General features: G+C 62.6%; 27 protein-coding genes. 16 read left to right on the top strand and 11 right to left on the bottom strand.

Going from position 1 to position 26804, the window contains the following annotated elements; translation table 11 throughout:
- The first annotated feature begins 275 nt into the window (after positions 1–275).
- A complete protein-coding gene (locus tag NKH05_RS10110; protein WP_352494881.1) occupies positions 276–644 on the top strand; it encodes a DUF5330 domain-containing protein in 369 nt (122 codons plus the stop codon).
- A gap of 113 nt (positions 645–757) precedes the next feature.
- On the top strand, positions 758–1186 hold the full coding sequence (locus NKH05_RS10105) for a SufE family protein (RefSeq protein ID WP_023718407.1): 429 nt from the start codon (positions 758–760) through the stop codon (positions 1184–1186).
- A gap of 113 nt (positions 1187–1299) precedes the next feature.
- Here the strand turns inward: NKH05_RS10105 and NKH05_RS10100 are convergent, their stop codons facing one another.
- Positions 1300–1725: a Ros/MucR family transcriptional regulator gene (locus tag NKH05_RS10100; RefSeq protein ID WP_023677844.1), complete on the bottom strand. Its 426-nt coding sequence runs from the start codon at positions 1723–1725 to the stop codon at positions 1300–1302.
- Between the two features lie 413 nt (positions 1726–2138).
- Positions 2139–2510: an SH3 domain-containing protein gene (locus NKH05_RS10095; RefSeq protein WP_353025348.1), complete on the bottom strand. Its 372-nt coding sequence runs from the start codon at positions 2508–2510 to the stop codon at positions 2139–2141.
- Between the two features lie 115 nt (positions 2511–2625).
- Between NKH05_RS10095 and NKH05_RS10090 the strand changes: the two genes are divergently transcribed.
- The 3 genes from NKH05_RS10090 to NKH05_RS10080 all read left to right on the top strand — a co-directional run bounded on the left by NKH05_RS10090 (position 2626) and on the right by NKH05_RS10080 (position 5969).
- Positions 2626–4737: a S9 family peptidase gene (locus NKH05_RS10090; RefSeq protein WP_352588760.1), complete on the top strand. Its 2112-nt coding sequence runs from the start codon at positions 2626–2628 to the stop codon at positions 4735–4737.
- Between the two features lie 79 nt (positions 4738–4816).
- A complete protein-coding gene (locus NKH05_RS10085; protein ID WP_352483644.1) occupies positions 4817–5443 on the top strand; it encodes a LysE family translocator in 627 nt (208 codons plus the stop codon).
- Positions 5444–5585: 142 nt separating this feature from the next.
- Positions 5586–5969 carry an SET domain-containing protein gene (locus NKH05_RS10080; protein ID WP_023718410.1) on the top strand — a complete coding sequence of 128 codons (384 nt, stop codon included), beginning with the start codon at positions 5586–5588 and terminating at the stop codon, positions 5967–5969.
- 12 nt (positions 5970–5981) lie between these two features.
- On the opposite strand, the gene NKH05_RS10075 is transcribed toward NKH05_RS10080, so the two are convergent.
- From NKH05_RS10075 to NKH05_RS10060, 4 genes are all read right to left on the bottom strand, one after another.
- On the bottom strand, positions 5982–6932 hold the full coding sequence (locus NKH05_RS10075) for a cytochrome c (RefSeq protein WP_023718411.1): 951 nt from the start codon (positions 6930–6932) through the stop codon (positions 5982–5984).
- Positions 6933–6941: 9 nt separating this feature from the next.
- Positions 6942–7385 carry a c-type cytochrome gene (locus NKH05_RS10070; protein WP_023718412.1) on the bottom strand — a complete coding sequence of 148 codons (444 nt, stop codon included), beginning with the start codon at positions 7383–7385 and terminating at the stop codon, positions 6942–6944.
- A 174-nt stretch (positions 7386–7559) separates the two neighbouring features.
- Entirely contained in the window at positions 7560–8156 is a 597-nt protein-coding gene (locus tag NKH05_RS10065) for a superoxide dismutase (RefSeq protein WP_023718413.1), read from the bottom strand.
- A gap of 108 nt (positions 8157–8264) precedes the next feature.
- The gene (locus tag NKH05_RS10060) at positions 8265–9143 is read right to left on the bottom strand and encodes a branched-chain amino acid aminotransferase (RefSeq protein WP_023718414.1); all 879 of its coding nucleotides are present in this window, start codon (positions 9141–9143) and stop codon (positions 8265–8267) included.
- A gap of 151 nt (positions 9144–9294) precedes the next feature.
- Here NKH05_RS10060 and NKH05_RS10055 point away from each other — a divergent pair, with 151 nt between their 5' ends.
- Both NKH05_RS10055 and NKH05_RS10050 read left to right on the top strand, forming a co-directional pair.
- Positions 9295–9957 carry a haloacid dehalogenase type II gene (locus NKH05_RS10055; RefSeq protein ID WP_352856193.1) on the top strand — a complete coding sequence of 221 codons (663 nt, stop codon included), beginning with the start codon at positions 9295–9297 and terminating at the stop codon, positions 9955–9957.
- A gap of 174 nt (positions 9958–10131) precedes the next feature.
- Positions 10132–10956, top strand: a complete 825-nt coding sequence (locus NKH05_RS10050; RefSeq protein ID WP_352856192.1) for a L,D-transpeptidase — start codon at positions 10132–10134, stop codon at positions 10954–10956.
- Positions 10957–11297: 341 nt separating this feature from the next.
- Here NKH05_RS10050 and NKH05_RS10045 read toward each other — a convergent pair whose 3' ends face one another.
- A complete protein-coding gene (locus NKH05_RS10045; RefSeq protein ID WP_352856190.1) occupies positions 11298–12788 on the bottom strand; it encodes a gamma-glutamylcyclotransferase in 1491 nt (496 codons plus the stop codon).
- A 347-nt stretch (positions 12789–13135) separates the two neighbouring features.
- Complete coding sequence (locus NKH05_RS10040) at positions 13136–14674, bottom strand: helicase HerA-like C-terminal domain-containing protein (RefSeq protein WP_353025346.1); 1539 nt, start codon at positions 14672–14674, stop codon at positions 13136–13138.
- A gap of 276 nt (positions 14675–14950) precedes the next feature.
- Between NKH05_RS10040 and NKH05_RS10035 the strand changes: the two genes are divergently transcribed.
- From NKH05_RS10035 to NKH05_RS10020, 4 genes are all read left to right on the top strand, one after another.
- Entirely contained in the window at positions 14951–16393 is a 1443-nt protein-coding gene (locus tag NKH05_RS10035; RefSeq protein WP_353025344.1) for a methylmalonyl-CoA mutase subunit beta, read from the top strand.
- Positions 16390–18513 (top strand): methylmalonyl-CoA mutase, encoded by a 2124-nt coding sequence (gene scpA, locus NKH05_RS10030; RefSeq protein WP_353025343.1) that lies wholly within the window; start codon positions 16390–16392, stop codon positions 18511–18513. Before NKH05_RS10035 ends, scpA begins: the two co-directional genes overlap by 4 nt.
- A gap of 73 nt (positions 18514–18586) precedes the next feature.
- Positions 18587–18808, top strand: a complete 222-nt coding sequence (locus tag NKH05_RS10025) for an AbrB/MazE/SpoVT family DNA-binding domain-containing protein (RefSeq protein ID WP_023718425.1) — start codon at positions 18587–18589, stop codon at positions 18806–18808.
- On the top strand, positions 18805–19194 hold the full coding sequence (locus tag NKH05_RS10020) for a type II toxin-antitoxin system death-on-curing family toxin (protein ID WP_023718426.1): 390 nt from the start codon (positions 18805–18807) through the stop codon (positions 19192–19194). Before NKH05_RS10025 ends, NKH05_RS10020 begins: the two co-directional genes overlap by 4 nt.
- Here NKH05_RS10020 and NKH05_RS10015 read toward each other — a convergent pair.
- Complete coding sequence (locus NKH05_RS10015; protein ID WP_023718427.1) at positions 19191–19664, bottom strand: GreA/GreB family elongation factor; 474 nt, start codon at positions 19662–19664, stop codon at positions 19191–19193. The two genes, NKH05_RS10020 and NKH05_RS10015, sit on opposite strands and share 4 nt — an antisense overlap.
- Before the next feature lie 122 nt (positions 19665–19786).
- On the opposite strand from NKH05_RS10015, the gene NKH05_RS10010 reads away from it, so the two are divergent.
- On the top strand, positions 19787–21163 hold the full coding sequence (locus NKH05_RS10010; protein WP_352494815.1) for a TIGR03808 family TAT-translocated repetitive protein: 1377 nt from the start codon (positions 19787–19789) through the stop codon (positions 21161–21163).
- Here NKH05_RS10010 and NKH05_RS10005 read toward each other — a convergent pair.
- Complete coding sequence (locus NKH05_RS10005; RefSeq protein ID WP_352856801.1) at positions 21156–22160, bottom strand: asparaginase; 1005 nt, start codon at positions 22158–22160, stop codon at positions 21156–21158. The two genes, NKH05_RS10010 and NKH05_RS10005, sit on opposite strands and share 8 nt — an antisense overlap.
- Positions 22161–22290: 130 nt before the next feature.
- Positions 22291–23457, bottom strand: coding sequence for an acetyl-CoA acetyltransferase (locus NKH05_RS10000; RefSeq protein WP_352483649.1), 1167 nt, complete (start codon positions 23455–23457; stop codon positions 22291–22293).
- On the opposite strand from NKH05_RS10000, the gene NKH05_RS09995 reads away from it, so the two are divergent.
- The 4 genes from NKH05_RS09995 to NKH05_RS09980 are packed head-to-tail and all read left to right on the top strand — an operon-like array spanning position 23456 to position 26802.
- A complete protein-coding gene (locus tag NKH05_RS09995; protein ID WP_352483650.1) occupies positions 23456–23635 on the top strand; it encodes a hypothetical protein in 180 nt (59 codons plus the stop codon). The genes NKH05_RS10000 and NKH05_RS09995 overlap by 2 nt on opposite strands.
- 43 nt (positions 23636–23678) lie before the next feature.
- A complete protein-coding gene (betI, locus tag NKH05_RS09990) occupies positions 23679–24269 on the top strand; it encodes a choline-binding transcriptional repressor BetI (protein WP_023718431.1) in 591 nt (196 codons plus the stop codon).
- On the top strand, positions 24266–25795 hold the full coding sequence (gene betC, locus NKH05_RS09985) for a choline-sulfatase (protein WP_023718432.1): 1530 nt from the start codon (positions 24266–24268) through the stop codon (positions 25793–25795). Before betI ends, betC begins: the two co-directional genes overlap by 4 nt.
- Positions 25795–26802 (top strand): threonine/serine dehydratase family protein, encoded by a 1008-nt coding sequence (locus NKH05_RS09980; RefSeq protein ID WP_023718433.1) that lies wholly within the window; start codon positions 25795–25797, stop codon positions 26800–26802. Before betC ends, NKH05_RS09980 begins: the two co-directional genes overlap by 1 nt.
- Positions 26803–26804: the final 2 nt, after the last annotated feature.

The following is a 26804-nucleotide window of genomic DNA, read 5'->3' as shown; positions in this document are numbered from 1 at the left end:
CCGGACCGCCCGCGCCTGGACTTGGGCCGAGGGCATCAAACTGTCGCCGGGTCAAAAAACGAGCAGGAAAAACAACAGGTTGGATGGTTACCCTTTGCTGAATAAAATCTGTGCCTTTCGAGGCAAATGAATTTCAAAACACTTCGTTTCGAATCTGCCTAAAATTTGAGGAAAACTGTTGCTTTCGGGACAAGCCGTCCTTTGCGCGTCTGTGCCAATATCGCGGTACAAGGGTTGTGCGGTTCGGATGCATGACCGTCATAAAGGACAGACAGATGGGCTTTCTGATAAGAGCTGCTTTCTGGTTTTCGCTGGTGCTTCTGGCGCTGCCGCTGGGTGTCGGCTCCGATGATGCGGGCCGCGGAAGCGTCGGGCCGCTCCAGGCGCTGTTTGCCGCGCGCGAAGCCGTCGGCGACATCGCCGGCATCTGCGAGCGCAAGCCGGACGTCTGCGAGACCGGCAAATCGGCAATGCACACCATCACCGCCCGGGCAAAGGAGACCGCCAAGATCGCGGCCGCCATGCTGGACGACAAGGCCGCTGAACCCGATACGGTGACGACCACCGGCAGCGTGCCCGAGGAAATCGTCTTGCCGGCGAAAGTCGATTTGCCGGCGAAAGTGCACTTGCCGGCAAAGAACTGAGACTGTTTCGGCCGAATCCATCGCTAAACCGCAGGGCGCCCCGCTCTCGGCGCCTGCGGCGTTTCTCCTCTTTTTCCGTGACGCGGCCGCGCCGGATGACTATATCCGGGGAAATGACCACGACGATCCAGACCATCCGCGACGACTTTTCCCTGCTCGACGAGTGGGAAGACCGCTATCGGTATGTGATTGAACTGGGTGAAGCGCTGCCGCCATTTCCCGACGAGCAACGCATACAAGCCAACAAGGTGCCCGGCTGCGTCAGCCAGGTCTGGCTGACCACCGAGCAAGGCGAGGGTGCCAATCCCGTTATTACCTTCAAGGGCGATTCCGACGCCCATATCGTGCGCGGCCTGGTTGCCATCATGCTGGCGCTGTTTTCGGGACGGCCCGCCAGCGAAATCCAGAGGACCGACGCAGAGGCAACGCTAAAGGCACTCGGACTTGACGAGCACCTGTCGCCGCAGCGCGCCAATGGTCTTCGCTCGATGGTCAAGCGTATCAAGCGTGACGCCGAGGCAGCGCTGAAGCAGACCGCCTGACCGGACGGCAATTACCAGCAGTATGAAGAACTGGCGGCCCGAGCTTGGTCTCCCCCCAATACAAAACGGCGCCCGAAGGCGCCGCTTGAGTGTCAAACCGGAAGAGCCGCTTGTCAGCGTCCCTTGCGCTTGCGACCGAGACCCATCTTCTTGGCGAGCTGCGAACGGGCGGCCGCATAATTGGGCGCAACCATCGGATAGCTCGGGTCCAGGTTCCACTTTTCGCGATACTGGTCGGGCGTCAGATCATAGTGGGTCATCAAGTGACGCTTGAGCGACTTGAACTTCTTGCCGTCTTCGAGACAGATGATGTAGTCGTCATGCACCGAACGCTTCGGATTTACCGCCGGCTTCTGCTTGTCGGCAGGCGGCTGCTCGGCGGCCCCGCCGACGCGCCCGAGAGCGGCATGGACATCGGCGATGAGGTTCGGCAATTCGCCGACCGGCACGGGATTGTTGCTGACATAGGCGGCCACCACATCGGCGGTGAGCTCGATCAGCGCGTCACTGTTTCTGGAAGGTGTTTCGGTAATATCCATGGCGTTCAGGCCCCAACGAGAATTGTTTCTGTTTGCGCCCGTTTCGATAGTTGGGCATCGCGCGAACTTGTGCAGGAAAAAGCCTCCGCGATTCGCGTCGCGCCATCTTAATGGGCCTGAGCGTCAAGTAAGTCAATTCGCTTCTTGCGCTCTATTCAGCGATACAAGTCAAATCTTTCATATTCAGCTTCACTCTTTCGTGCAGAGTGTAACTTTGCCGTTTTTTCTGGTCAGACCAGCATCGACTGACGCCGCGGCAAGCAGCCATTACACAGACGGCAGCAGGTAAATAGAGCTCAATGCTTGATCCTGCCCGCAGCATTACAGCCTGGCCGATCGGCGGATTCAGTAAAATCATAGGTTGCGAAGCGTTACTGTTGCTCGTGAGCCGTCGGCCGGAGCGGCGTGCTGCGTCACTGAAACGGGGTGATGTATTTTCCGTAGACCCAGCCGGTGACGAACTGGCCGCTCTGTGCCGGATCGTGCCAGACTTCGCACCAGCGATGGCGGATCTTCTGTTTCTGCTGCCAGTAGGTTTGGCTGGTCATGTCGAGCAGGTTTATCCCACCGGTGCATTTGCCGGTCATCTGCAGAACCGTCCCGTTGGGATAGGCGGCCTGCTTCTGCGAAGTTCCTGAAGGATATTTGCGCACATTGAGCGTGTCGCCGAACGGCACATTGGCCACTTGCCAAGCCGCAAAGGCAGTTGCATGAGATTGACCGGCATTGGCCAGGGTCATCGCAGCGACGGCGAGGGCCGCGGCAATCCGAGAAAAAATATTCATTGTCCTCTCCTCCAGCCCGTCCTCTTGAGCCACCACGACAATAGATCGTAGCCCTTGAACCCGCGCTGATCGGCGTGTTCATTCGCCATTCAAGTAACTTCCACAGCGAGACGCAATGACCAGAACTCCAGTGTTTCCGACCGCCACCCCGCCGCAGCCGGAGAAGCGGCCGATCTTCGACACGCATCACGGCATGACGCGGACGGACGACTATGCCTGGCTGAGGGCCGTGAATTGGCAAGAGATGTTCAGGGACCCGTCGCTGCTCGACGGCCAGATCCGCGCCCACCTCGAAGCCGAGAATGCTTACCAGGCGGCGCTGATGGCCGATACGGTCCAACTGCAGAAACAGCTTTTCGCGGAAATGAAGGGACGCATCAAGGAAGACGATTCTTCCGTGCCGATGAAGGACGGGCCTTACGCCTACGGCTCCTCCTTCAAGCTTGGCGGCCAGCAGCCGCGTTATTTCCGCACGGCGCGCGACGGCGGCGACAAGCAGATCTTGCTCGACGGCGATGCCGAGGCCGAGGGCAAGCCCTATTTCCGCCTGGGCGGCGTCGATCATTCGGACGACCACCGCAAGCTGCTCTGGGCCTTCGACGACAAGGGTTCCGAATTCTACACGCTGCGCGTCCGCGATTTCGCCGGCGGCAACGATCTGACGGACAGGGTCCCCGACACCGGCGGCGGCGGTGTGTGGGATGCCGGCAATGACGGTTTTTTCTACACCCGCCTCGACCCCAACCACCGTCCTTCCAAAGTGCTGTTCCATGCGCTTGGCGATAGTCCTGAAAACGACCGGCTGATCTACGAGGAAACCGATCCGGGCTTCTTCATGGATGTCGGCGGCACACGCTCCAACGAGTGGATCATGATCGGCATCAACGACCATGAGACCTCGGAATATCGCATCATGAACGCCAACGAACCGTCCGCAGAGCCGAAGCTGGTTGCGGCACGCCAGACCGGCTTGCAGTACGACCTTGAGGAAGGCGGCGACATCTTCTTCATCCTCACAAATGCCGACGGCGCCAAGGACTTCAAGATCATGACGGCGCCGGCCCATGATCCGGTGCGCGCCAACTGGCAGGAACTGGTGCCGCACGAAGCGGGCCGGCTGATCCTTTCGGTAATCGGCTTCAAGGACCACATGGTCCGGCTGGAGCGCAAGGAAGGCCTGCCACGCATCGTCGTGCGCGATCGCAAGAGCGGCGAAGAGCACCTGATCTCCTTCGACGAGGAAGCCTTCTCGCTCGGCCTGTCCGGCTCCTACGAATACGACACCGAAATCATGCGCTTTTCCTATTCGTCGATGACGACGCCGGCGCAGGTCTTCGATTACAACATGCGCACCCGCGAGCGCGTGCTGCTCAAGACCCAGGAAGTGCCGTCCGGCCATGACCCGGAGCACTATGTCACGCGCCGGCTGATGGCGCCTGCCGCCGACGGCGAACTGGTGCCGATCTCGCTCCTCCACCACCGCGACACGCCGCTCGACGGATCGGCGCCTTGCCTGCTTTACGGCTACGGATCTTACGGCATAGCCGTACCCGCCGCGTTCAACACCAATTTGTTTTCGCTGGTCGACCGCGGCTTTGTCTACGCGATTGCCCATGTCCGCGGCGGCAAGGACAAGGGCTATGGCTGGTACGACGACGGCAAGCGGGCGAACAAGATGAATACGTTCACCGATTTTGTCGCTGCCGCCCACCACCTCGTCGCCGAACGCTATACGCAGCATGACCGCATCGTCGCGCAAGGCGGCTCGGCCGGCGGCATGCTGATGGGCGCGGTCGCCAACATGGCGCCGCAATGCTTCGGCGGCATCGTCGCCGAGGTTCCCTTCGTCGACGTGCTCACCACCATGCTCGACGCAAGCTTGCCGCTGACGCCGCCGGAATGGCCGGAATGGGGCAACCCGATCGCTTCGGCGGAGGATTACCGGACCATCGCCGCCTACTCGCCCTACGACAATGTCGCCGCACTCGACTATCCACCGATCCTGGGGCTGGCCGGCCTGACCGACCCGCGCGTCACCTATTGGGAGCCGGCCAAATGGGTGGCGCGGTTGCGCGACCGCAAGACAGGGGGGAATCCGGTTCTGTTCAAGATCAACATGGATTCAGGCCACGCCGGCGCCTCCGGCCGGTTTTCCAGGCTGGAGGAAATCGCGTTCACCTATGCCTTCGCGCTCAAGGTAACAGGCAAGGCCGAACCAGCCGCGTGAAGTCGGGGGAGAGCGGTCATTGCCTTCCGTTCCGAGACGTGGCTTTCATTCGCGGTAAGAGTTGCGGAGACGCCCACCAATGATCGATCTCGCCACATTGATTGCGTATGTCGCGGTTGTGCTTGGCTTTGTCTTCATCCCCGGTCCGGCCACCCTTCTGACCGTGGCGCGGGCCACCAGTTCCGGAACCAGGGTTGGCATCGCGACCGGCGCGGGGATCGCGGCCGGCGACGTGGTTCACACCTTCATGGCGATCGTCGGCATTTCGGCGATCATTGCCACGTCGGCGGCGCTTTTCAGCATCGTGAAGTACATCGGCGCAGCCTACCTCATTTATCTCGGCATTCGCGCGATCATCGAGAAAACGCCTGCCTATCCGGCCGCCGGCGCACTTGCGATCCCCGCTACCAAAGCATTTCGGCAGGCTGTTTTGACCGAGGTTCTCAACCCCAAGACCGCGCTTTTCTTCCTTGCATTTCTTCCGCAGTTCGTGCGGCCTGAAAACGGATCGGTGATGCTTCAACTGGCGACATTGGGCGTGATCTTTGTTCTGTTGGGCCTCATCAGCACGCTGGTTTTCGCCGTGGGTGCGGGCGGCCTCGGTGCATTCCTGCGCCGAAACCCGACGGTGCTGAGATGGCAAGGCAAGGCTGTCGGCGGCATCTATTGCGCCTTGGGCATCCGGCCGGCGCTGCAACAGCGCTAGGACCTCGACAGGCGACGCCGTATGAGGCTTCGGATAATGGGCAGGCACAGCTGATTTTCCGCTCGCAATTGCAAAGGCCGCGCGCTACCCAGTGCGCGGCTTTTCACAGCCGCGCCAACACACAATCACCCAGGGATCTGCCATGTTGCTCGTCGATGTCTATCTCGACAAATCGCCCATCCAGGGCATCGGCGTCTTTGCCAAAAACCACATTGCCCGCGGCACGCTGGTCTGGAAGCTCGACCCGAAATACGACCGGCGCATCGAGGTGGAGACCTACGAGCGGGAAACCGGGCCGGTCAAAACCTATCTCGACCGCTACGCCTATCCGGACCGGCGCGACCCGAATTACATCGTCTTCGAAGCCGACGATGCGCGCTACATGAACCATGCCGACAGCCCGAATTGCGACGTCTCGCAGCCGGAGGAGACCTATGCCTTGCGCGACATTGCGCCCGGCGAGGAAATGACCTGCGACTACAATCACTTCTTCGAAACCGGCTTCGACTTCCTCGGCGACCGCTGACCCAACGGCCCGTCAGCTCGCCGGCTTCTTGCGCGCCGGATAGCCGTTGGGATGCGGCGGCACGGCTTTCAGATAGGCGGCGATCGCCGCGCGGTCCTCCCGGGTCAGCACGGCCATGTTCCGTTGCACGTCGACCATCGCGCCGCCGACCGTATCGAAGTCCGGCGTGAAGCCGGTTTCGAGATAGTTGGCGATGTCGGCTTCCGACCAGTCGGCGATGCCGCCCTCGCCCGACGTGATGTTGGGCACGATGCCGCTGCCTTCCGCGGCCGCGGCGCCTGCCAGCCACTGGCTCTTCCTGGTACCGCCGGTAAGGTCCCGCGGCGTGTGGCATTCGCCGCAATGGCCGGGGCCTTCGACCAAATAGCGGCCGGCCTGCACCGGCTGTGGCGTGCCTTCGGGAAAGGAAACGACCGGCTTGTCGCTCAGATAGAGCAATTTCCACAGACCAAGGCCGCGTCGGACGTTGAAGGGAAACCCCAGCGAATTGGCGGGTGCCTTGCCGGCGACCGCGGGCAAGGTCTTCAGGAACGCATAGAGATCGGCAATGTCGGCCGGCTTCATGCGCGCGTATGAAATATAGGGAAATGCTGGATAAAGATGCTCGCCCGACGGCGACACGCCCTTCAGCATGGCGTTGGCAAAGTCTTCGACCGACCAGGCGCCGATGCCGTCCTTGGTATCCTGCGAGATATTCGGCGGCACGAAGGTGCCGAATGGCGTCTTGAGCTCGAGGCCGCCGACCAGCTGAAGGCGAGCGTCGCCTTGCGAGCCAGGCTTGGCATGACAGGATGTGCAGCCGCCAGCGTAGAAGATGCGCTTGCCCCTGTCAGCGTCACCGGGGCCAAGCTGCGCCAGCGTGGCGGCACCGAGCCTGACCGGAGCCGACAGGAACCAGCCGGCAATCGCGGCGACGCCGCCCAGAACGAGGGCGGCGCCGACGAGTTTCTTCAGCAAGGGCATTGCCCGCTATCAGCCTTTTTTCACCCTGTAGCTTTGATGACAGTTGCCGCAGCCGCCGCCGATGGTGTTGAACTGTGCCTTCAACGCGTCGGCATCCGCAGGTGCCGCGGCGACCGCCGCCTTGACGTCGGCGAGGTACTTGCCTTCAGCCGTCTTGAAGCCGGCCATGTCCTGCCAGATCTTGGGAGACGCCGTGGTGTCGCCGATGTCGCTGCCCGCCGGGAACAGCGCGTCGACGCCGGCATGGAATTTCTCGGCATTGGCCTGCAGTGCCTGCAACGCCGTCAGCACCGAAGCTGCGTCGTAGGGCGTCTCGCCCTTGACCACTTTCGACAAGCCGGCGGCGATCTTGCCACGTTCCTTCATCAGGGCCTGCCGGTCAGCGACCGGGTCGGCAAATGCCGCCGAACCGGCGAAGGCGAGCATCGAGATGGCGAGGATAAGCTTTCTCATTCACTTGGCTCCATGTTGAAGGCAATTCAGGGTGCGGTCCCACCCCGATGACAAACGGCAAGGATGGCTTAAAAATTCCGACGCTTCGCCTCACGCTTGCGTGAAATTTTTGCAACTGTCGTTCTGATGCTGAAAAAGAAAAGCCCCGGTTCTGCCGGGGCTTTCTGGAACGGATCAGGCCTTTTCGTAGAGTTCGAGCACATAGTCCCAGTTGATGAGACTGTCGACGAAGGCTTCGAGATATTTCGGCCGGGCGTTGCGATAATCGATGTAGTAGGAATGTTCCCAGACATCGACGCCAAGGATCGGCGTCGCGCCATGGACGAGCGGGTTCTCGCCATTCGGCGTCTTCGAGATCGCCAGCTTGCCGTCCTTGACCGAGACCCAGGCCCAGCCCGAACCGAACTGGGTGGTGCCGGCGGCGATGAAGTCGGCCTTGAACTTGTCGTAGCCGCCAAGATCGCTGTCGACCGCTTTTTGCAAGGCGCCCGGCAGCTTGTTGCCGCCGCCGCCCTTCTTCATCCATTTCCAGAAATGGATATGATTGTAGTGCTGGGCGGCATTGTTGAAGAGCCCCGCATTCTTGCCGAAGGACTGTTTGACGGCCTCTTCGACCGACAAATCGCCCAGGCCCGCCTCGGCGGCCAGCTTGTTGCCGTTGTCGACGTAGGCCTTGTGGTGCTTGTCGTGATGATATTCCAGCGTTTCCTTGGACATATAAGGCTGCAAAGCCTCGTAATCATAGGGCAAGGCGGGCAATTCAAAAGCCATCGGTCGTACTCCCTCGTGGAAAAATCCGGTGTCGATACCGGACTAACATAGGACTGGATTGGTCTGGAACAACTCCGGAAACGAAGCGCCGGGCCGCTTTTTAGCGGGTCAGCCGGGCGAAGTCGAATGCGCCCATTCCCAATAGAGTTCGCGCGCCTTCTTGGCCACCGGCCCGGGCTGCAGATTGCGATCCTCGATACGGGTGACCGGCACGACTTTCGAGTGGTTTCCGGTCGAGAAGATTTCGTCCGCCTCCAGGAAATCGCGGATCGACAGCGTCTTTTCCGTCGTCGTGAAACCGTACTCGCCAAGCAGGGCCATGGTGCGCGCGCGAGTGATGCCGGACAGGAAGGTGCCGTTCGGCGCCGGCGTCAGGACATGGCCGTCCTTGACCAGGAAAATATTCGAGGTCCCGGTCTCGGCGACATTGCCCAGCATGTCGAGCACGAGCGCATTGTCGAAGCCGCGCATCTTGGCTTCGAGGATGGCCCTGCCGTTGTTGGGATAAAGGCAGCCGGCCTTGGCGTTAGTCGGCATGGTTTCGATTGTCGGGCGGCGGAACGGCGACACCGTCACCGAAAAACCCGCTGGCGAGATCATCGGCGATTCATAGAGGCAAAGGCAGAAACGCGTCGAGGCCGGGTCGGCCGGCACGCCCATATAGCCGCCATGCTCGGCCCAATACATCGGCCTGATGTAGACCGCTGTGTTGCCGTCGAACTTCTTCAGCCCGTCCCAGGTCAGGCCGACGATCTTGTCGGTGCTCATCGTCGGTTTCAGGCCGAGCGCGATCGCCGAGGCGTTCACCCTTGCTGCATGGCGATCGAGGTCGGGAGCGACGCCCTCGAACCAACGGGCGCCGTCGAACACGCTGGTGCCGAGCCACATGGCATGGCTGCGCGGCCCGAGGATGGCGACGTTGCCCTCATACCAGTCGCCGTCGACGAAGGTCCATGTCGCGGATTGCGCCGCAGTCGCCAGTGTCATTGCCAGGTTCCGTTCGATGCTTGTTGCGGCGCATTGGAAGATGCTTTGGCGGCCGCCGTCAACCGGTTTGGCTGAGATTTGTTGAGGCCAGCGGGCTGGCGGACTGCAATCAGCGCTTGCGCCTTGCCTTGCGCAGCCTCAAAACTGTCGCATGCACCATGCAGCTTACGTTTTCGACGCCTATGGCACGCTGTTCGACGTGCACGCGGCCGTGCGCCGTCACGCCGACCAGATCGGGCCGGACGGCCAGTTGCTGTCCGAGATCTGGCGCGCAAAGCAGCTGGAATATTCCTGGGTGCGGACGCTGATGGGGGCCTATGCCGATTTCTGGCAGCTCACCGAGCAGGCACTCGATTTCGCCCTGCGCAAGGTTCCGTCCGCCGATGCCGGGCTGAAGGCGAAGTTGCTCGAGGCCTATTGGCGGCTGGACTGCTATCCGGAGGTGCCGGCCGTGCTCAAGGCGCTCAAGGCATCGGGGGCAAGGCTGGCGATCCTGTCCAACGGTTCGCCTGAAATGCTGGAGGCGGCCGTCAAGTCCGCCGCGCTCGACCAGGTCCTGGACGACGTCTTTTCCGTCGACAGCGTCAGGCGCTTCAAGACCGACCCGTCGGTCTACGACATAGTCACCACGGGCTGGCGCCTCTATCCAGGCGCTGTCTCTTTCCAGTCCTCCAACCGCTGGGACGTCGCCGGCGCCACCAAATTCGGCTTCCGGACGGTGTGGATCAACCGCGCCAATCACCCAGAGGAATACCGGGATTTCCCACCGGCCCTGATCCTGCCATCCCTCGATGGTCTGGTTGCCGCGGTTTGACACCGGAAATGTTGCGTCGGCGCAACAGTGGCGATCCGGTCACAGCTTTGCCTTTGTTTGTCCACCCTGCGGCCAGAATTGGAACCGCCTATCGCGCCGAGCATTGCTCGAGCACCTGCGCACAACCGGACGCATTCATGCTTTGTTGCGATTTGAGACTTAAAAAAGGCAATCATGTTCACACCTCCATCGTCCTCTCTGCGCCTTAGCCGTCGCGGTTTCCTCAACGCCGCAGCCCTTGGCGCCGCCTCGGTCGCGGTCTCCAGTTGCACCACGCTGTCGCAACAGCCGGTCGAGCCACCGCCGCCGACCTATGTCGAGCCGGCGCTCGGCGACTATATGACGATGTATGGGCCGATGTCTGATGGCGGCTTCGAGCTGCCGGCGATACCGGTCGACAAAATCGACCCGCAGTTCCTGCGCCAGATCGTGGACGATCCGACCGGGCAGCAGCCGGGCACCATCGTCGTCGACACCACCAATCACTTCCTCTACTTGGTGCGCCCGGGCGGCCAGGCTATCCGCTACGGCGTCGGCCTCGGCCGCGCCGGCTTCGAATGGTCGGGCGATGCCGTGGTCCAATGGAAGCAGAAATGGCCGAAATGGACGCCGCCGGATGAAATGATCTCCCGGCAGCCGGAGTTGAAGCCGTACAGCGCCGATAATGGCGGCATGCCCGGCGGGCTCAAGAACCCGCTTGGCGCGCGGGCGCTCTATCTCTTCCAGGGCAACCAGGACACGCTCTACCGCTTGCACGGTTCGCCGGAATGGCGGTCGATCGGCAAGTCGGTGTCGTCGGGCTGTGTTCGCCTGATGAACCAGGACATTATCGATCTCTACGACCGTGTGCCGAACAAGACCCCGGTCGTGGTGACGGCCGATATCGGCCAGCCGATGGTGGCGACCGCAAACCGCAAAGCCATTCCGATCGACGCCGGCGTGCCGGAAGGATCGATCCTGCTCGGCCCGATAAAATCGATCACAAACTCGATCTTCTGAATTGGTCGAAAGCGCTGGAGCGGGATCTTCCTCGCTCCTGCTGATTTTGCTGCGCGTTGGCTTGCCCGTGCCGGTGCCCGCCTTCAGGTCCGATGTTTACGCCGAGCAGCGGATTTTGCCGCGCTCTGTGCAGACGCCGCCGGTGGACAGCTCATGACCCAAATACGTCTTCCGCAGGCCAGGTCGGATGACCGCTTTGCGCCGCGATGCCGGCAGCAACGACGTTGATTGCGGTTGCCCAAAAGCAGACATCTGAATGCGGCGTCGCGTTGGACGCGTTGCGCTATAAGCGGACATCGGGTCCGCAGTCTGGACCGGGAACTCGCACCGACACCACAGTCTCACCGACCGAGACTTCCGAGCGTGGCCCGCTGCTTATTGTCCCGTGTCTTGTCGGGATCTTCGATCGCCTCAACCGACTGGATGTATTCGGCAATATACTCCGGCGACAGGGCGTGTTCCCTGCCACCTGCAAGGACAAAGTCCTTATACCAGCTATAGGGTTTGAGACTGTCGTCGATGTAGTCGGGGGTGGCGAGATAGGTAAGGACCTTTCGCCTGCGACCTTTGGCGTTAATGACCGTGACCGTCGCATGCTCGTAGCCGCTTCCGACGCCTTCGGCCTTATCTAGCTCGGCACGTTCGGCAGGATCGAAGCTGAACAGGACTCCGATCACGCTATTCTCATTGCCAGTGGCCAATGCGTTGCACTTCCCGGACTTGTCCACGCTTCGTTTATGAAAACGGAGCGCATGACCCGGCAAGGTAGCGATGCCGAGTGACTTGCAGCTCGGCATGCGTTCGCGCAGCCGGGCGGTCGACATGTTGGACCCGTAGGCAAAATAGACGACGTGCTCTGGGGGGCCGGTCTCTGTGTTCTTCAGCGCCTCGATGGTGGGATTTCCCGGCCTCAGGATCGTGCGTAGCGGTACCGTCATTATGCTGCACTCTTCGGTTTCTTCGCCTTCGCGTGTGATGATGGGCTGTCCATCCTGGAGGTCGAGGATTGGAACCGGCCTGCCGGCCCATCCGCAGTCGGCGCAGCGCGGTCGTTCCCAGAGTATACCGGGTGCCTCAGTATTCTCGCCATGTTCGGGTTCGAGATGCGGCGAGCCGCAGTTCGGGCATTCCCGAGGCACCCCGCGTAATTCGCGAATGATCAATGATGTCGCCATGCCGATGGCGTGTTGGATCAACGAGTGCGCCATCTCGGCATCAATCCAGGTGGCCGACTTTGAATGCGTCAGCCAGTTTGAAAACGTCCATGCGGACTCAAGCGCACTCTTGAGGGCCCCGCGACGCTCTTTGTTGGTGTCGCCCGGCAGAAGATCGTTGCAGATGATCTCCGTCCACGCGCGGAAGTTCGCACGTTGTGGCGGTGTATCTGTCCATATTGCCGAGTCCTGCGCGACGCCGATCAGTTCGAGAAGCGCCTCACGGCAGCGGACGCCTACGGCCTGATAGTCCGCGAGATTATGCGCCTGTGTCACGGCGGTGCCGGCTTCTTCCATCTTCTCGAATACGGGACCGAACGGGAGTATGCGTAGATCGTCTTCCTGTTGTTTTGCCGTACGCGGGATGCGAAGCATCAGGCCAATATGGAAGGTCAGAGCAAGGTCCATATTTGGGAACTGCTCCTGAGAGTAGAGGTTTGTGCCGCCGGTTATGACCCACCAGCGATCCTTGTTGGTGTGAATGTCCCACACGTCGTGACGGGTATTCAGGACGACTTCCGAGTAGACCTTCTGCATAAAGGTCACTTCGAGGTCGGGCGCCTGCCATTCAAAGTATTCTCGGACTTCCTCGACCTCCTCTTCGGTAACTTTCAACATGATCGTCTCCCGCGAAGGCTCGTCGCGCCGCGCTGCAAAGGATTGCGAAAGCCTCAACAATAGCCCGATGTCGCTAACTTTCAAAATCCGGCACGGCTACGCGGGATGTCCGCTTTGGGCTAATTCTGAGACGTTGTTCCGACCGGATTCAGCGTCCGTTGCCCCTTGCGGAGGTGCTGGAACCTGCCGGTCCGCTTCCGGCCCCGATCAAGACCTTCGGCGCATCGCCGCCAAGCGGCCGCTCTTTCCGCATAGCCCCTGTCCGCTGTCCTCCAGATCTGGCTACTGGCGCTTGATGCCAAGACAGAAGTTGCCAACACTGATCCCGCCCGTCGGTCCGATGCCCCTCACCGCCCCCTGGACAGGCTCCCCAAAATCCCGCGGACGATCGCCCGTCCGACCGACGAACCGACCGAGCGCACCACCGACTTGATTGCCGCCTCCGCCACCGTCTGGCGGTTGGATGGCCGCGGCGCCCGCCGGCCACCGCTGGGCTGAGGAGCGGGATCGTCATTGCCGAAGCCGGGAATGGTCCAGCGCGAACGGCCGCTCTCCTGCTGCTGCGCTTGTGCCTCCTGGGCGTCCTTGGCCTTTTTTTGCAGCATCTCGAAAGCCGATTCGCGATCGACGGTCTGGTCGTACTGTCCCGAAACCGGGCTCTCAGTGATCAGCTTGCGGCGCTCTTCGGGCGTGATCGGGCCAAGCCGCGAGGATGGCGGGCGGATCAGCGTGCGCTGTACCATGGACGGCACGCCCTTGGCTTCCAGCGTGGAGACGAGTGCCTCGCCGGTGCCGAGCTGCGTGATCACGGTTGCACAGTCGAAATCGGGATTGGGCCTGAACGTCTCGGCCGCCGTCTTGACGGCCTTCTGTTCGCGCGGCGTATAGGCACGCAGTGCGTGCTGCACGCGGTTGCCCAACTGCGCCAGCACCGTTTCAGGGATATCCAGCGGATTTTGCGTGACGAAATAAACGCCGACGCCCTTCGAACGGATCAGCCGGACCACCTGTTCGACGCGGTCGATCAGCACCTTCGGCGCGTCGTCGAACAGAAGATGCGCCTCGTCGAAGAAGAAGACCAGCTTCGGCTTGTCCGGGTCGCCGACCTCGGGCAGTTCCTCGAACAGTTCCGACATCAGCCACAGAAGGAACGTCGCATAGAGCCGCGGATTCATCATCAATTTGTCGGCGGCGAGCACGCTGATGGCGCCGCGTCCATCGCGCGTGGTGCGCATGATGTCGGCGATCCGCAATGCCGGCTCGCCGAAGAAATTGGCAGCGCCCTGCTGCTCCAGGACCAGCAGCGTGCGCTGGATCGCGCCGACCGAAGGTTTCGTCACATTGCCGTAGCGGGCGCCGATCTCTTCGGCGCGGTCGGCGATGTTGGCAAGCAGTGACTGCAGGTCCTTCAAGTCGAGCAGCAAAAGGCCTTCCTCGTCGGCGATGCGGAAGGCGATGTTCATAATGCCTTCCTGCGCCTCGGAGAGGTTCATCAGCCGCGACAGAAGCAGCGGCCCCATCTCCGAGATGGTGGCGCGGATCGGGTGACCCTGCTCGCCGAACAGATCCCAGAAGATGACCGGAAATTCCTGGAACTCATAGGGATCGAGCTTGACCTGCTCGGCCCGCTTGACCACAAAATCCTGCGCTGTGCCCATCATGGCGATACCCGACAGATCGCCCTTGATGTCGGCGCAGAATACCGGCACGCCGGCATTGGAGAAACCCTCGGCCAATATCTGCAGGGTCACCGTCTTGCCGGTGCCGGTCGCGCCGGTGACCAGGCCGTGACGATTGCCATATTGCAGCAAAAGCCGTTCCGGCCGCTGATAGCTGTCGTCCGGCTTGCGGCTGGCTCCCATGAAGATACTGGTGTCGTCGGCCATGTGTCCGGTCTCCGCAAACCTATAGGGTTGAATGCCCTGATCCCCTTGAAGAAAAGGGAGGCCCGCCGCAGGTATAGTGAGGCCATTGCGCAGCGACAATGGGCATCGTCGAAAATGGCTTTTGGAGCTTGCGGAACCTGCCCATGTTTGGCAAGCGGTTGACGGTCACCGTCACGGAAGGCGAGTTGCACGGCATGTGTGCTGCATTGTGATATGGGACCGGGGACCGTAGACTGACATAGTAGGCTGACACGGCCACTAGAACGAGGAGAACGGATGGGCGCCGGTGCCTTGACCCATGATGCCGACCTTCCGAGCGCCGACCGGCAACGATGGCTGGCGCTGGCGGAGAAGGCGCTGGCCGGCGGTTCCTTCGAGGAAAAGCTCGTCTCGCATACGGACGACGCCATCCGCATCGAGCCGCTCTACGAGCGTTCGGTGACCGTCGAGCCTGTCGTGCGCGCCAACCCTGGATCACCGTGGATCGTCAGCCAGCGCATCGACGATCCGGATATAGGCCGCGCCAGGGCGCAGGCGCTGGAAGACGTCGCGCAGGGTGCCACCGGACTGTCGCTTGTCTTCGAAGGCGCGCCGAACGCCTTCGGCTATGGCTTGCCGAGGACGGCCGAGGCGCTGGAGAGCGTGCTCGACGGCGTGCCGCTCAACCGCATCCAGATCCGCATCGATGCCCATCCCTGGAGCCGCGCCGTGGCCGACTGGCTGGTGGCGTTCTTGACCAAGCGCCGGTCCGACCCGGCAAAGCTCAACCTCTCCTTCGGCATCGATCCGGCGGCGATATTTGCCGGGACCGGCAGGCTGCGCATGTCGATCGAGGCTTTGCAGGCTTCGATGCCGCAGTCGCTGGCGCATTTCTTTTCGATGGGGGTGCCCGGCGTGCTGCTGGAGGCCGACGGGCGGGTATTCCACAATGCCGGCGCCACCGAGGCGCAGGAGCTTGGCACTATGCTCGCCTCGGCCGTCTCCTATTTGAGGCTGTTCGAGAAGGCGCGCCAGCCGCTCGTCTACGCGGCGCCGCATATCGGTTTTGCGCTCAGCGTCGACCAGGACCAGTTCGTTTCGACGGCCAAGGTCAGGGCGTTGCGCAGGCTGTGGGCGCGTGTCCAGGAGGCCTGCTCGATACCGCCCTCCACCGCCAGCATCCATGCCGAAACCTCCTTCCGGATGATGACGGCGGCCGACCCGGAAACCAACATCCTGCGCACCACCATCGCCGCTTTCGCGGCTGCCGCCGGCGGCGCGGATTCGATCGCCATCCTGCCGCACACGATAGCGCACGGCCTGCCTGCGGGTTTTGCCCGCCGCGTTGCCCGCAACGCGCAACTGATCATGGCCAATGAAAGCCACATCGACCACGTCGCCGATCCGGTTTGCGGTTCGGGTGCGGTCGAAGCGCTGACTGCGGAGCTCTGCGCCGCGGCCTGGCAGGAGTTCCAGCAGATCGAGGCGGAAGGCGGCGTGCTGACCAGCCTTGAGCAAGGCCACATCCAGAGGCGCGTCCAGGCAGCTTCCGCCCGCCGCAACGCAGCCTACCAGGCGGACGAACGGGCGATCGTCGGCACGACGCTGCACCCGTCGAAGACCGAGCGTCCGGTCGAGACGCTGGCGGCGGAGCGGCGGCCTGCCTTCACCGAAGGCGTTGCGGTGTGCGAGCCGCTGTTTCCGATCCGCATCGATCAGTCGATCGGAGCCGTGCCATGATCCCGGATTTCAGCCAGATCGCCTGGTCGCCGCCACGGCGGGCGCCGGTCGAGGTCAAAGGCCAGCGGATGACGCCGGAAGGCATCGCCGTCAAGCATCTCTACAACCAGGGCGATCTCAAGGGCTTGCCGCATCTCGATACCTATCCGGGCCTGCCGCCCTTCGTGCGCGGCCCCTATCCGACGATGTATGTCCAGCAACCCTGGACGATCCGGCAATATGCCGGCTTCTCGACGGCCGAAGAGTCCAACGCCTTCTACCGGCGCAACCTTGCCGCCGGCCAGAAAGGCCTGTCGGTCGCCTTCGATCTCGCCACGCATCGCGGCTACGACAGCGACCATCCGCGCGTCGCTGGCGATGTCGGAATGGCCGGCGTCGCCATCGATTCCATTCTCGACATGCGCCAGCTGTTCGAGGGCATCCCGCTTAACGAGATGACGGTATCGATGACGATGAACGGCGCGGTGCTGCCGATCATGGCGCTCTATATCGTGGCGGCGGAGGAACAGGGCGTCGCGCAGAAGGACCTCATTGGAACCATTCAGAACGACATCCTGAAAGAGTTCATGGTGCGCAACACCTACATCTATCCGCCCAAACCTTCGATGCGAATCGTGTCGGACATTTTTTCCTACACGTCGACGCATATGCCGAAGTTCAATTCGATCTCGATCTCCGGCTACCACATGCAGGAGGCGGGAGCGACGGCGGACCTCGAGCTCGCCTACACGATTGCCGACGGTATCGAATATGCCCGCGCCGGCGTCGCGGCCGGCCTCGACATCGACCGTTTCGCGCCGCGCCTCTCGTTTTTCTGGGCGATCGGCATGAATTTCTTCATGGAAGTCGCGAAGCTGAGAGCAGCGCGCCTTTTGTGGGCCAGCCTGATGCTGAAGAACTTTTCGCCGAAGGACGAGCGCTCGCTGTCGCTGCGCACCCATTGCCAGACTTCGGGCTGGTCGCTGACGGCGCAGGACCCCTACAACAACATCATCCGCACCATGATAGAGGCGATGGCGGCGACTCAAGGCCACACGCAGTCGCTGCACACCAATTCCTTCGACGAGGCAATGGCGCTGCCGACCGATCATTCGGCCCGCATCGCCCGCAACACACAGCTCATCCTGCAGAAGGAATCCGGCACGACCCGGAGCATCGACCCGTGGGGCGGCTCTGCCTATGTCGAGCGGCTGACGCATGATCTGGCGGCGCGCGCGCTTGCCCATATCGAGGAGGTCGAGAGCCTCGGGGGCATGGCCGCGGCGATCGAAAAGGGCCTACCGAAGCTGCGCATCGAAGAGGCTGCCGCGCGCACCCAGGCGCGCATCGATTCCGGCGAACAGATCGTGGTCGGCGTCAATGCCCACCGTCCCGGCACGGACATCGAAGTCGACGTGCTGAGGATCGACAACGCGGAAGTCAGGGCGCGGCAATTGTCGAAGCTGCAGCGGCTGAAAGGCACGCGTGACGTCGCCGCCGTCGAGAGCGCGCTCGATGCGCTGACCCGTGCTGCCGGGAGTAACGAAAACCTGCTGGAATTCGCCATCCGGGCGGCGCGCGCCAATGCCACGGTCGGCGAGATTTCGCTGGCGCTGGAAAAGGTCTTCGGCCGCCATGTCGCCTCGGTGCAGACGATCTCCGGCGTCTATCGCAACGCGCTTGGCGACAATCCGGTGGTCGACCGGTTGCAGGACAAGGTCGTAGCGTTCGAGGAGAAGTCCGGCGGCAAGCCGCGTATTCTGGTCGCCAAGATGGGGCAAGACGGCCATGATCGCGGCCAGAAAGTGATCGCCACCGCCTTTGCCGATCTCGGCTTCGACGTCACCGTTGGGCCGATGTTCCAGACGCCGGACGAGATCGCCAAGCTGGCGGTCGAGCATGACGTGCACATCGTCGGCGCCTCGTCGTTGGCGGCAGGCCATTTGACGCTCATTCCCGAACTCAAACAGGCGCTGAAGAAGCTCGGCCGCGACGACATGCTGATCGTCGCCGGCGGCGTCATTCCACCGAAGGATTACGATGCAGTCCGGCAGGCAGGCGCAGCGGAGATCTTCCCGCCCGGCACGGTCATCCCGGAAGCGGCGGAGCGGCTGATGGACCGGCTGCTGCAGGCGGGCTGACGCTTTGTTATAATGCCCGTTGCAACGACCGACACGCTGAGTTATAATCAGCGTTGCAACAGGATGTCTCACCATGAACACGACCATTCGCAAGATCGGCAATTCCGAAGGCGTGATCCTGCCGAGGGAGATTCTCGATCGTCTGAACCTGAAGGCCGGCGACCAGCTTCAAATCGTTGAAACAGGTGACGGTCTTGCGCTGAAGCCGGTGGACGACAGCTTCGAGCGGCAAATGAAAGCTGCCCGCGAGGTCATGGACAAATACAAGGTCGCGCTTCAGAAGCTCGCCGAATGAGCTGGGAGTTTCTGACGCGGCGTGCAGTCGAAGCGATGCACGCCGAGCAGTTGCGCCGACACGGCGGAGCACAAGGCTTGAGGGATGAAAATGCCATTGAATCGGCGCTCGCCCGTGCGGAGAACAAAGCCAACTACGGAGACCCGTCGGTTGAAGAACTCGCCGCCGTCTATGTCTTCGGCATCGCCCGAAATCATGCCTTTGTCGACGGCAACAAACGCACCGCCATTGTCGCTGCCGGCGCATTTCTGATTGTGAATGGTTATGCCCTGTCGGCCAATGACGGCATGCTTTACGAATTCGTCATGGGCGTCGCCGCCGGCGAAATCGACGAGGCCGGTGCCGCGGCGTTCTTCCGCGACCATGTCGTCAAGCTCGAAGACTAACTATCGGAGAGCTTGACGATCTCCCATTCCTTGCCGTTAACCACGGCAATTTCGCCGACCTTCTTGCCGAACAGCGCCATCGCCATCGGCGACATATGGGAAATTGACCCTTTGGCCGGGTTGGCCTCATCCTCGCCGACGATCTTCCAGTGCACCTTCTTGCCGTCGTCGCTCTCCAGTGTGACGCCCATACCGAAGCGAACCATGTCGCTGCCCGGTTCCGGCACCGAAAGCTCGGCGCTTTCACGCCGCGCCGTCCAATAGCGGAGATCACGCGACACCAGCGCGATGCGCTCGCGGTCGGCCCTCTTTTCGGCTCTGCCCAGTTCGTCGCGCAGAGCGGCCACCTCCGCATCGATCAGCGCCAGGCCGTGTTCCGTCACCAGATTGCGGTGATGGCTGATCGGCCGCTCGCCGATGCCGGCAATGGCGTTTTCGCTGTCTTCCTCGCGGGTGAAGGCCCTGCTCATCCGATGAACTTAGGCCCGGCGCGACGACTCCACAAGCCATAGCCGGCAAACCCGACCTCGGGGCCGATCCCGTCTGGCACGAATCCTGCCGCGTGAGCGTTGGACGCAAGGGATCTGTGCCGATGTTGAACAGAAGAACGCTGCTTACGCAGACCGCCGGCTTTGCCGTCATGGGGCTTTCGCTCGGCAAGGCAGCGGCGGAAAACCTGCACGGCATCGACAAAGCCGCGATGCGCGGGGCGATCAATGCGACCGATCTCGGCGTCCGGCCCGGCGCGCTTGAGGACCAGAGCAAGGCTTTCACCAAGCTGCTGCGCGAAGCGCACGTTCGCGACATGCCGGTGTTCCTGCCGCCGGGGACCTATATCGTTTCCAACCTGTCGCTGCCCGGCCGCGTGCGCCTGTCCGGCGTGGCGGGCGCATCGCGGATCGTCTATGGCGGCAACGGCCATCTCATCATGGCGGAACAGGCCGAGCATATCGTACTCAGTGGACTGGTGTTCGACGGCAGCAACCACTGGATGGGCGATTATACGCAAGGCCTGCTCGATCTGCGCCGCATCGCCCATCTCGTCGTCGACAATTGCCAGCTTACCGGCAGCGGCAAGAACGGTCTGGCGCTCGAACACGCCTCGGGCCGTATCGAACGCTCGGAGATATCCGATGCGGCCGATGCCGGCATCTATTCGGTCGAGGCCGATGGCCTGGAAATATCAGGCAATAGCGTCTCCGACTGCGCCAATGGCGGCATTCTGGTGCACCGCTGGCAGGCGGCGGAAGATGGTACCATCGTCAGCGGCAACCGCGTCGAACGCATCCAGGCGCGCAGCGGCGGAACCGGCCAGAACGGCAACGGCATCAATGCCTTCCGCGCCGGCAATGTCATCATCTCCGGCAATATTGTTTCGGATTGCGCGTTTTCGGCTATCCGCGCCAACAGTGCCAGCAATTTGCAGATCACCGGCAACACCTGCTCGCGCTCGGGCGAAACAGCCGTGTATTCCGAATTCTCATTCGAAGGCGCCATCATCAGCAACAACATCGTCGATAGTGCTGCGAACGGTATTTCGATCGTCAATTTCAACGAAGGCGGCCGCATGGGGGTCTGCTCCGGCAACATCGTCCGCAACCTGTCGACCAGCGGCCCCTACCCTGCCGATGCGCCCGGCTTCGGCGTCGGCATCAGCGTCGAGGCAGACACCACCGTTTCCGGCAATGTCGTTGAGAATGCGCCGCTCTACGGCATGCAGATCGGCTGGGGACCGTTCATGCGCAATGTGGTCGCCACGGGAAACGTCATCCGCAAGGCCGGAACCGGCATCGTCGTCACCGTGGTCGAAGGTGCCGGAACGGCAATCATTTCCGACAATGTCATCGACGGGGTCCAGAAGGGCGCGATCGTCGGCCAGCGCTGGGCCGAGCCGGTGACCGGCGACCTCGCCGCGTCAGGCAATGCCGGCTATGCGCATTTGACCGTCGAGCGCAATCACGTCAGTTGAGGGCGGCGGTGGGCCGGAGCGCGCCGACTTTGGCGCCGATCCGGCTTTCGATAGGCGGATTTGCCTGTTCGATCAGCTTTCCCGCCAGCGGCTGGTCTGCGTGCAAAAGCTTTGACAGCACGACCGCGAGCATGACTTCAGTTGCGCGGCCGGCGCCGTCGTCGCATTTCAGCGCGATGCCAAGGCCAAGCTCTGGAAGGGCGGCACAATGGACGCCCTCGGCGCCCCCCTTGGCAAAGATCCGGCCGGGCGCGGCCTCCATCATCGCGACGTCGGACCTGCCAGTGCCGGCGACGAAAAACGGCTCAGCCATGCAGGCGGAAAGCAGCCGCTTCGCCGCCCGGGCGCGCACCGGCTCGAAGCTGGCGCCTGTCGCCATGCGGGCAAAGCCAAGCGCAAAGCTGCGCAGCGGCACGGCATAGGTCGGAATCGAGCAGCCGTCAGTGCCACGGTGATCGGCGTCATGGGCAGCACCGGTCACCGCCTGCATCGCTTCGCGCACCATCTCCTGCGAAGCATGGCCAGCCTTGACGTAACCGCGATGGGCGATGCCGCTGTGAACGCAGGTGCATAGGAAGCCTGAGTGCTTGCCGGAACAATTGTTGTACAGCGCGTTCGGCACGCTGCCGGCGCGGGCAAGCGCCAGCGTCGCCCCATGGCTCGACGGCCAATGCGCGCCGCATTCGAGTGCCGTCTCGTCCAGGCCGGCCTTCGCCAGCATAGCCCTCGCGAGCTCGACATGTGGCGGCTCGCCGGAATGCGAGGCGCAGGCCAGTGCCAGCTCCCGGTCACCGAAGCCGTAGGCATCGGCAGCGCCGCTCTCGACCAGCGGCAACGCCTGGATCGCCTTGACCGCCGAACGCGGGAACACCGGTTGTGCCGTGTCGCCGATCTCCCAAACAGGCTTGCCGTCGGCGTCGAAGACGGCAACAGCGCCGCGATGCGCGCTCTCGACGATAGCGCCGCGCAAAACTTCGACCAGAACCGGATTTGTCATGAATTCCCCGCTAGCGCATGATCTCGAAACTCGGAATCAATTTTCGAAAAGGATCATGCGCAAAATCAAAGCGATATAGCGCCCTTTTGCGCGCGCGAAGCGGCGCGCGCGCTGTAATGCGGGGCCGCTTTTATCTGATCCGGTCGAGAATGGAAACGTAGTTGGCGACCGCCGCGCCGCCCATGTTGAAGATGCCGCCGAGCTTTGCTCCCGGCACCTGGATGCCGCCCGCCTCGCCGACGAGTTGCATGGCGGTAAGCACATGCATCGATACGCCGGTGGCACCGATCGGGTGGCCCTTGGCCTTCAGCCCGCCGGACGGATTGACCGGCAGCCTTCCGTCTTTCGCCGTATCGCCATCCAAGGCCAGCTTGGCGCCCTCGCCCGGCTTGGCCAGGCCCATCGCCTCATACTCGATCAGCTCGGCGATGGTGAAACAGTCATGCGTCTCGACGAAGGACAGGTCGCCGAGCGTCACGCCGGCCTGCTTCAGCGCCTGATTCCAGGCCTGCTCGCAACCTTCGAACGCGAGGATGTCGCGCTTCGACATCGGCAGGAAATCCTGCACATGCTCATTGGCGCGGAAGGCGACGGCGCGGCGCATCTTCAGCGCCGTCGCCGTGTCGGCGAGGACAAGGGCGGCGGCGCCGTCCGAAACCAGCGAGCAGTCTGTGCGCTTCAGCGGACCGGCGACGAAGGGGTTTTTTTCGCTTTCCTGCCGGCAGAACTCGTAGCCGAAATCCTTGCGCATCTGCGCGTAGGGATTGTCGACGCCGTTCTTATGGTTCTTGGCGGCGATCATCGCCAGCGCATCCGACTGGTCGCCGTAGCGCTGGAAATAGGCTTGAGCGATCTTGCCGAAGACGCCAGCGAAGCCTGCCGGCGTGTCACCATCCTCCGGCAGATACGAGGCCTTGAGCAGGTTCTTGCCGATCTCAGGACCGGGCGTGGTCGTCATCTGCTCGGCGCCGACCACCAGCACGATACGGGCGGCATTTGCGTCGATGGCGCGGATGCCTTGCCTGACCGCCGCCGAGCCGGTGGCGCAGGCGTTCTCGACGCGGGTCGCCGGCTTGAAGCGCAGCCGGTCGTCTGCCTGGAGGACCAGGCTCGCGGTGAAATCCTGGGCGGAAAACCCGGCGTTGAAGTGGCCGAGCACGATCTCGTCGACGTCATCTGGACCGATGCCGGCATGATCGAGCGCCTCGACCGCCACCTTGGTGATCAGGCCCTCCAGCGTCTCGCCTTCGAGCTTGCCGAAGCGCGAATGCGCCCAACCGACGATGCATGCTGTCATGGCGATCTCCATCCTGCAGGCCCGGCTGCGCGATGTCGCGGCCGCTCGGCATTGTTCAAGGATGAACCGTTCCGCCGGTTTCGTGAAGGGGCCAGAACCGCACAATCGCTTGATCTTGATATCTGGTCATAACGCCTGGCATTTGCCAGCAAATCAGGCTGAATTTTTTGTTGATTGATGCGTCAATAAAAAATAAACTTACCCAACAGGCCGGAGCAAGAATGCCGAAACTCGGAATGGAGCCGTTGCGCCGCAAGGCGCTCATCGACGCAACGATCTCGGCGATCGGCGAGCGCGGTTCGCTTGATGTCACGATGTCGGAAATCGCCGGGCGCGCCGGCGTGTCCTCGGCGCTTGCCCACCATTATTTCGGCGCCAAGGACGAATTGCTGTTGGCGACGATGCGGCACATCCTGAGCGGGCTCACCGCCGATACGCGGCGCGCGCTTCGCACGGCCGGCACGGCGCGCCAGCGCGTCTCGGCAGTGGTCGCGGTCAATTTCTCCGACGTCCAGTTCCAGCCGGAAACGATCGCCGCCTGGCTCGCCTTCTATGTCGAGGCGCAGAAATCGGCAGCACTTCGCCGGCTGCTCAAGGTCTATGCACGGCGGCTGCATTCCAATCTGCTTAGCGGGCTGACCGGTATCCTGCCGAGAAGCGAGGCCGACCGGGTTGCCGAAGCGACGGCGGCGCTGATCGACGGGCTCTATATCAGGCGCGCGCTGAAGGACGGCGTGCCCGATGCCGCGACCGCGATCGCACTGGTTGAGGACTATCTCGAAATGAAGCTTAGCGGACGGCAGAAGCAGTGACATCCAAGCGACCCAACATCCTGATCGTCATGGTCGATCAGCTCAACGGAACGCTGTTTCCAGACGGGCCGGCAGACTTCCTGCACGCGCCACATCTGAAGGCGCTCGCCGCGCGTTCGGCGCGTTTTTGCAACAACTACACCGCCTCGCCGCTCTGCGCGCCGGGCCGCGCCGCATTCATGAGCGGCCAATTGCCGTCACGCACCGGGGTCTATGACAACGCCGCCGAATTCACCTCGTCGATCCCGACCTTTGCCCATCATCTGCGCGCCGCCGGCTATCACACCTGCCTCTCTGGCAAGATGCATTTCGTCGGGCCGGACCAGTTGCACGGCTTCGAGGAACGGCTGACCACCGACATCTATCCGGCCGATTTCGGCTGGACGCCGGACTATCGCAAGCCCGGCGAGCGGATCGACTGGTGGTATCACAATCTGGGCTCAGTGAGCGGTGCCGGAACTGCCGAAATCACCAACCAGCTGGAGTATGACGACGAGGTCGCCTTCCATGCGGTGCAGAAGCTCTACGATCTTGCCCGCGTCTCCGACGACGTCGCACATCGGCCCTGGTGCTTGACGGTTTCCTTCACCCATCCGCACGATCCCTACGTCGCACGGCGGCGCTACTGGGACCTCTACGAGGATTGCCCGGCGCTCGAGCCCGAGATCGGCTTCATTCCCTACGACAGGCAGGACCCGCATTCGCAGCGGCTCTACCGCGCCAGCGACTATGATAGCTTTGACATCACCGCGGAGCAGATCCGCCGCGCGCGGCGCGGCTATTTCGCCAATATCTCCTATCTCGACGACAAGCTCGGCGAGTTGCTGTCGGTGCTCGAGCGCACGCACATGCTCGACGACACGGTCATCCTGTTCTGCTCGGACCACGGCGACATGCTCGGCGAGCGCGGCCTGTGGTTCAAGATGTGCTTCTTCGAAGGTTCGGCGCGGGTGCCGCTGATGATCGCCGGCAAGAGCATACGCACCGGGCTGATCGACACGCCGGTCTCCAACCTCGACGTGACGCCGACGCTTTGCGATCTCGCCGGCATCGACATCAGCGCGATTGCGCCGTGGACCGACGGCCAGTCGCTACTGCCGCTGCTGAACGGAAGGAAACGCTCCGCGCCGGTGCTGATGGAATATGCAGCCGAAGGCTCGAACGCGCCGATGGTGGCGATGCGCGAGGGCCGCTACAAATTCATCCATTGCGAGATCGATCCGCCGCAACTGTTTGATCTTGAATCGGATCCGCTGGAATTGACCAACCTCGCCGCCGATCCGGCCAATGCGGCTTTGGTCGCGGCTTTCACCGGCAAGGTGCGGGAGCGCTGGGACATGGCGGCGTTCGATGCCGCGGTGCGTGCCAGCCAGGCACGCCGCTGGGTGGTCTACCCGGCGCTGCGCAACGGCACCCACTACCCTTGGGAATTCCAGCCGCTGCAGAAAGCATCGGAGCGCTACATGCGCAATCACATGAACCTCGACCTGCTCGAAGAGCAGAAGCGCTTTCCGCGAGGCAAATGATGGCAGACAGTCTCGTCCCCTCGCTCGACCATCTCAGGCAGGCCTATGCCGCCACCTCCAAGGCGACGCAGATCACGCCGCTGCTGGAATCGGCGGCACTCGCCCGCGAGACCGGCGCCGCCCGCTTCTTCGTCAAGGCCGAGTCGCTGCAATGGGCAGGATCGTTCAAGGTGCGCGGCGCCTACTGGCGGCTGAAGCGGCTGTCGCCTGACGAAGCCAAAAAGGGCGTCGTCGCCTATTCCTCCGGCAATTTCGCGCAAGGGCTGGCGGCGGCGGGCCAGGCGCTCGGCATTCCTGTCACCATCGTCATGCCGATCGACGCGCCGGCCGCCAAGCGCGACGCCACATCGGGCTACGGCGCGCACGTCGTGCTGACCGACCATGGCGAGCGCGCGCGTGAGGAAGTCGCTGCCGCCAGGGCGCGCGAGATCGCCGCGAGCGAAGGCCTGGCGCTGCTGCACCCGTTCGACGATCCGGAGATCGTCGCCGGCCAGGCCGGTGCCGGGCTGGAGGCACTCGACCAGCTCGCCGCCAGGCAAACCGAGGCCGATCTCTTGTTCTGCTCGGTCGGCGGCGGCGGCCTGATCGGCGGTGTTTCGCTGGCCTTCCACTACCTGTCGCCAGCCACGAAGATCATCGGCGTCGAGCCGGAAGGTTTTGACGGCATGGGCTCGTCGCTGGCACATGGCGCCATCGAAACCATGCCGATCGGGCCGAAATCGATCTGCGACGGGCTGATGTCGCGGCGGCCTGGCGACGCGCCGTTCGCAGCGGTGAAGACCGCCGGCGTTCGCGGCGTCACCGTCGACGATGCTTCGGTGCGGCGCGCTATGCGGATCGCCTTCGAGCGGCTGAAGTTGGTGCTCGAGCCTTCGGGCGCTGCTTCACTCGCGGCGTTGCTCGGCGGCAAGGTCGACGTGACCGGCAAGACCGTTCTCGTAGTGGCAACCGGCGGCAACGTCTCGCTGGCCGATTTCATTGCGCATATGAACCATGGGCGCGCATGAAC

The sequence above is a fragment of the Mesorhizobium sp. M1399 genome (assembly GCF_040317735.1).
In the GTDB taxonomy this organism is placed as follows: Bacteria; Pseudomonadota; Alphaproteobacteria; order Rhizobiales; family Rhizobiaceae; genus Mesorhizobium.
The sequence above is the reverse complement of the archived record's forward strand: the minus strand, read 5'-3'. Positions and strand labels throughout refer to the sequence as shown.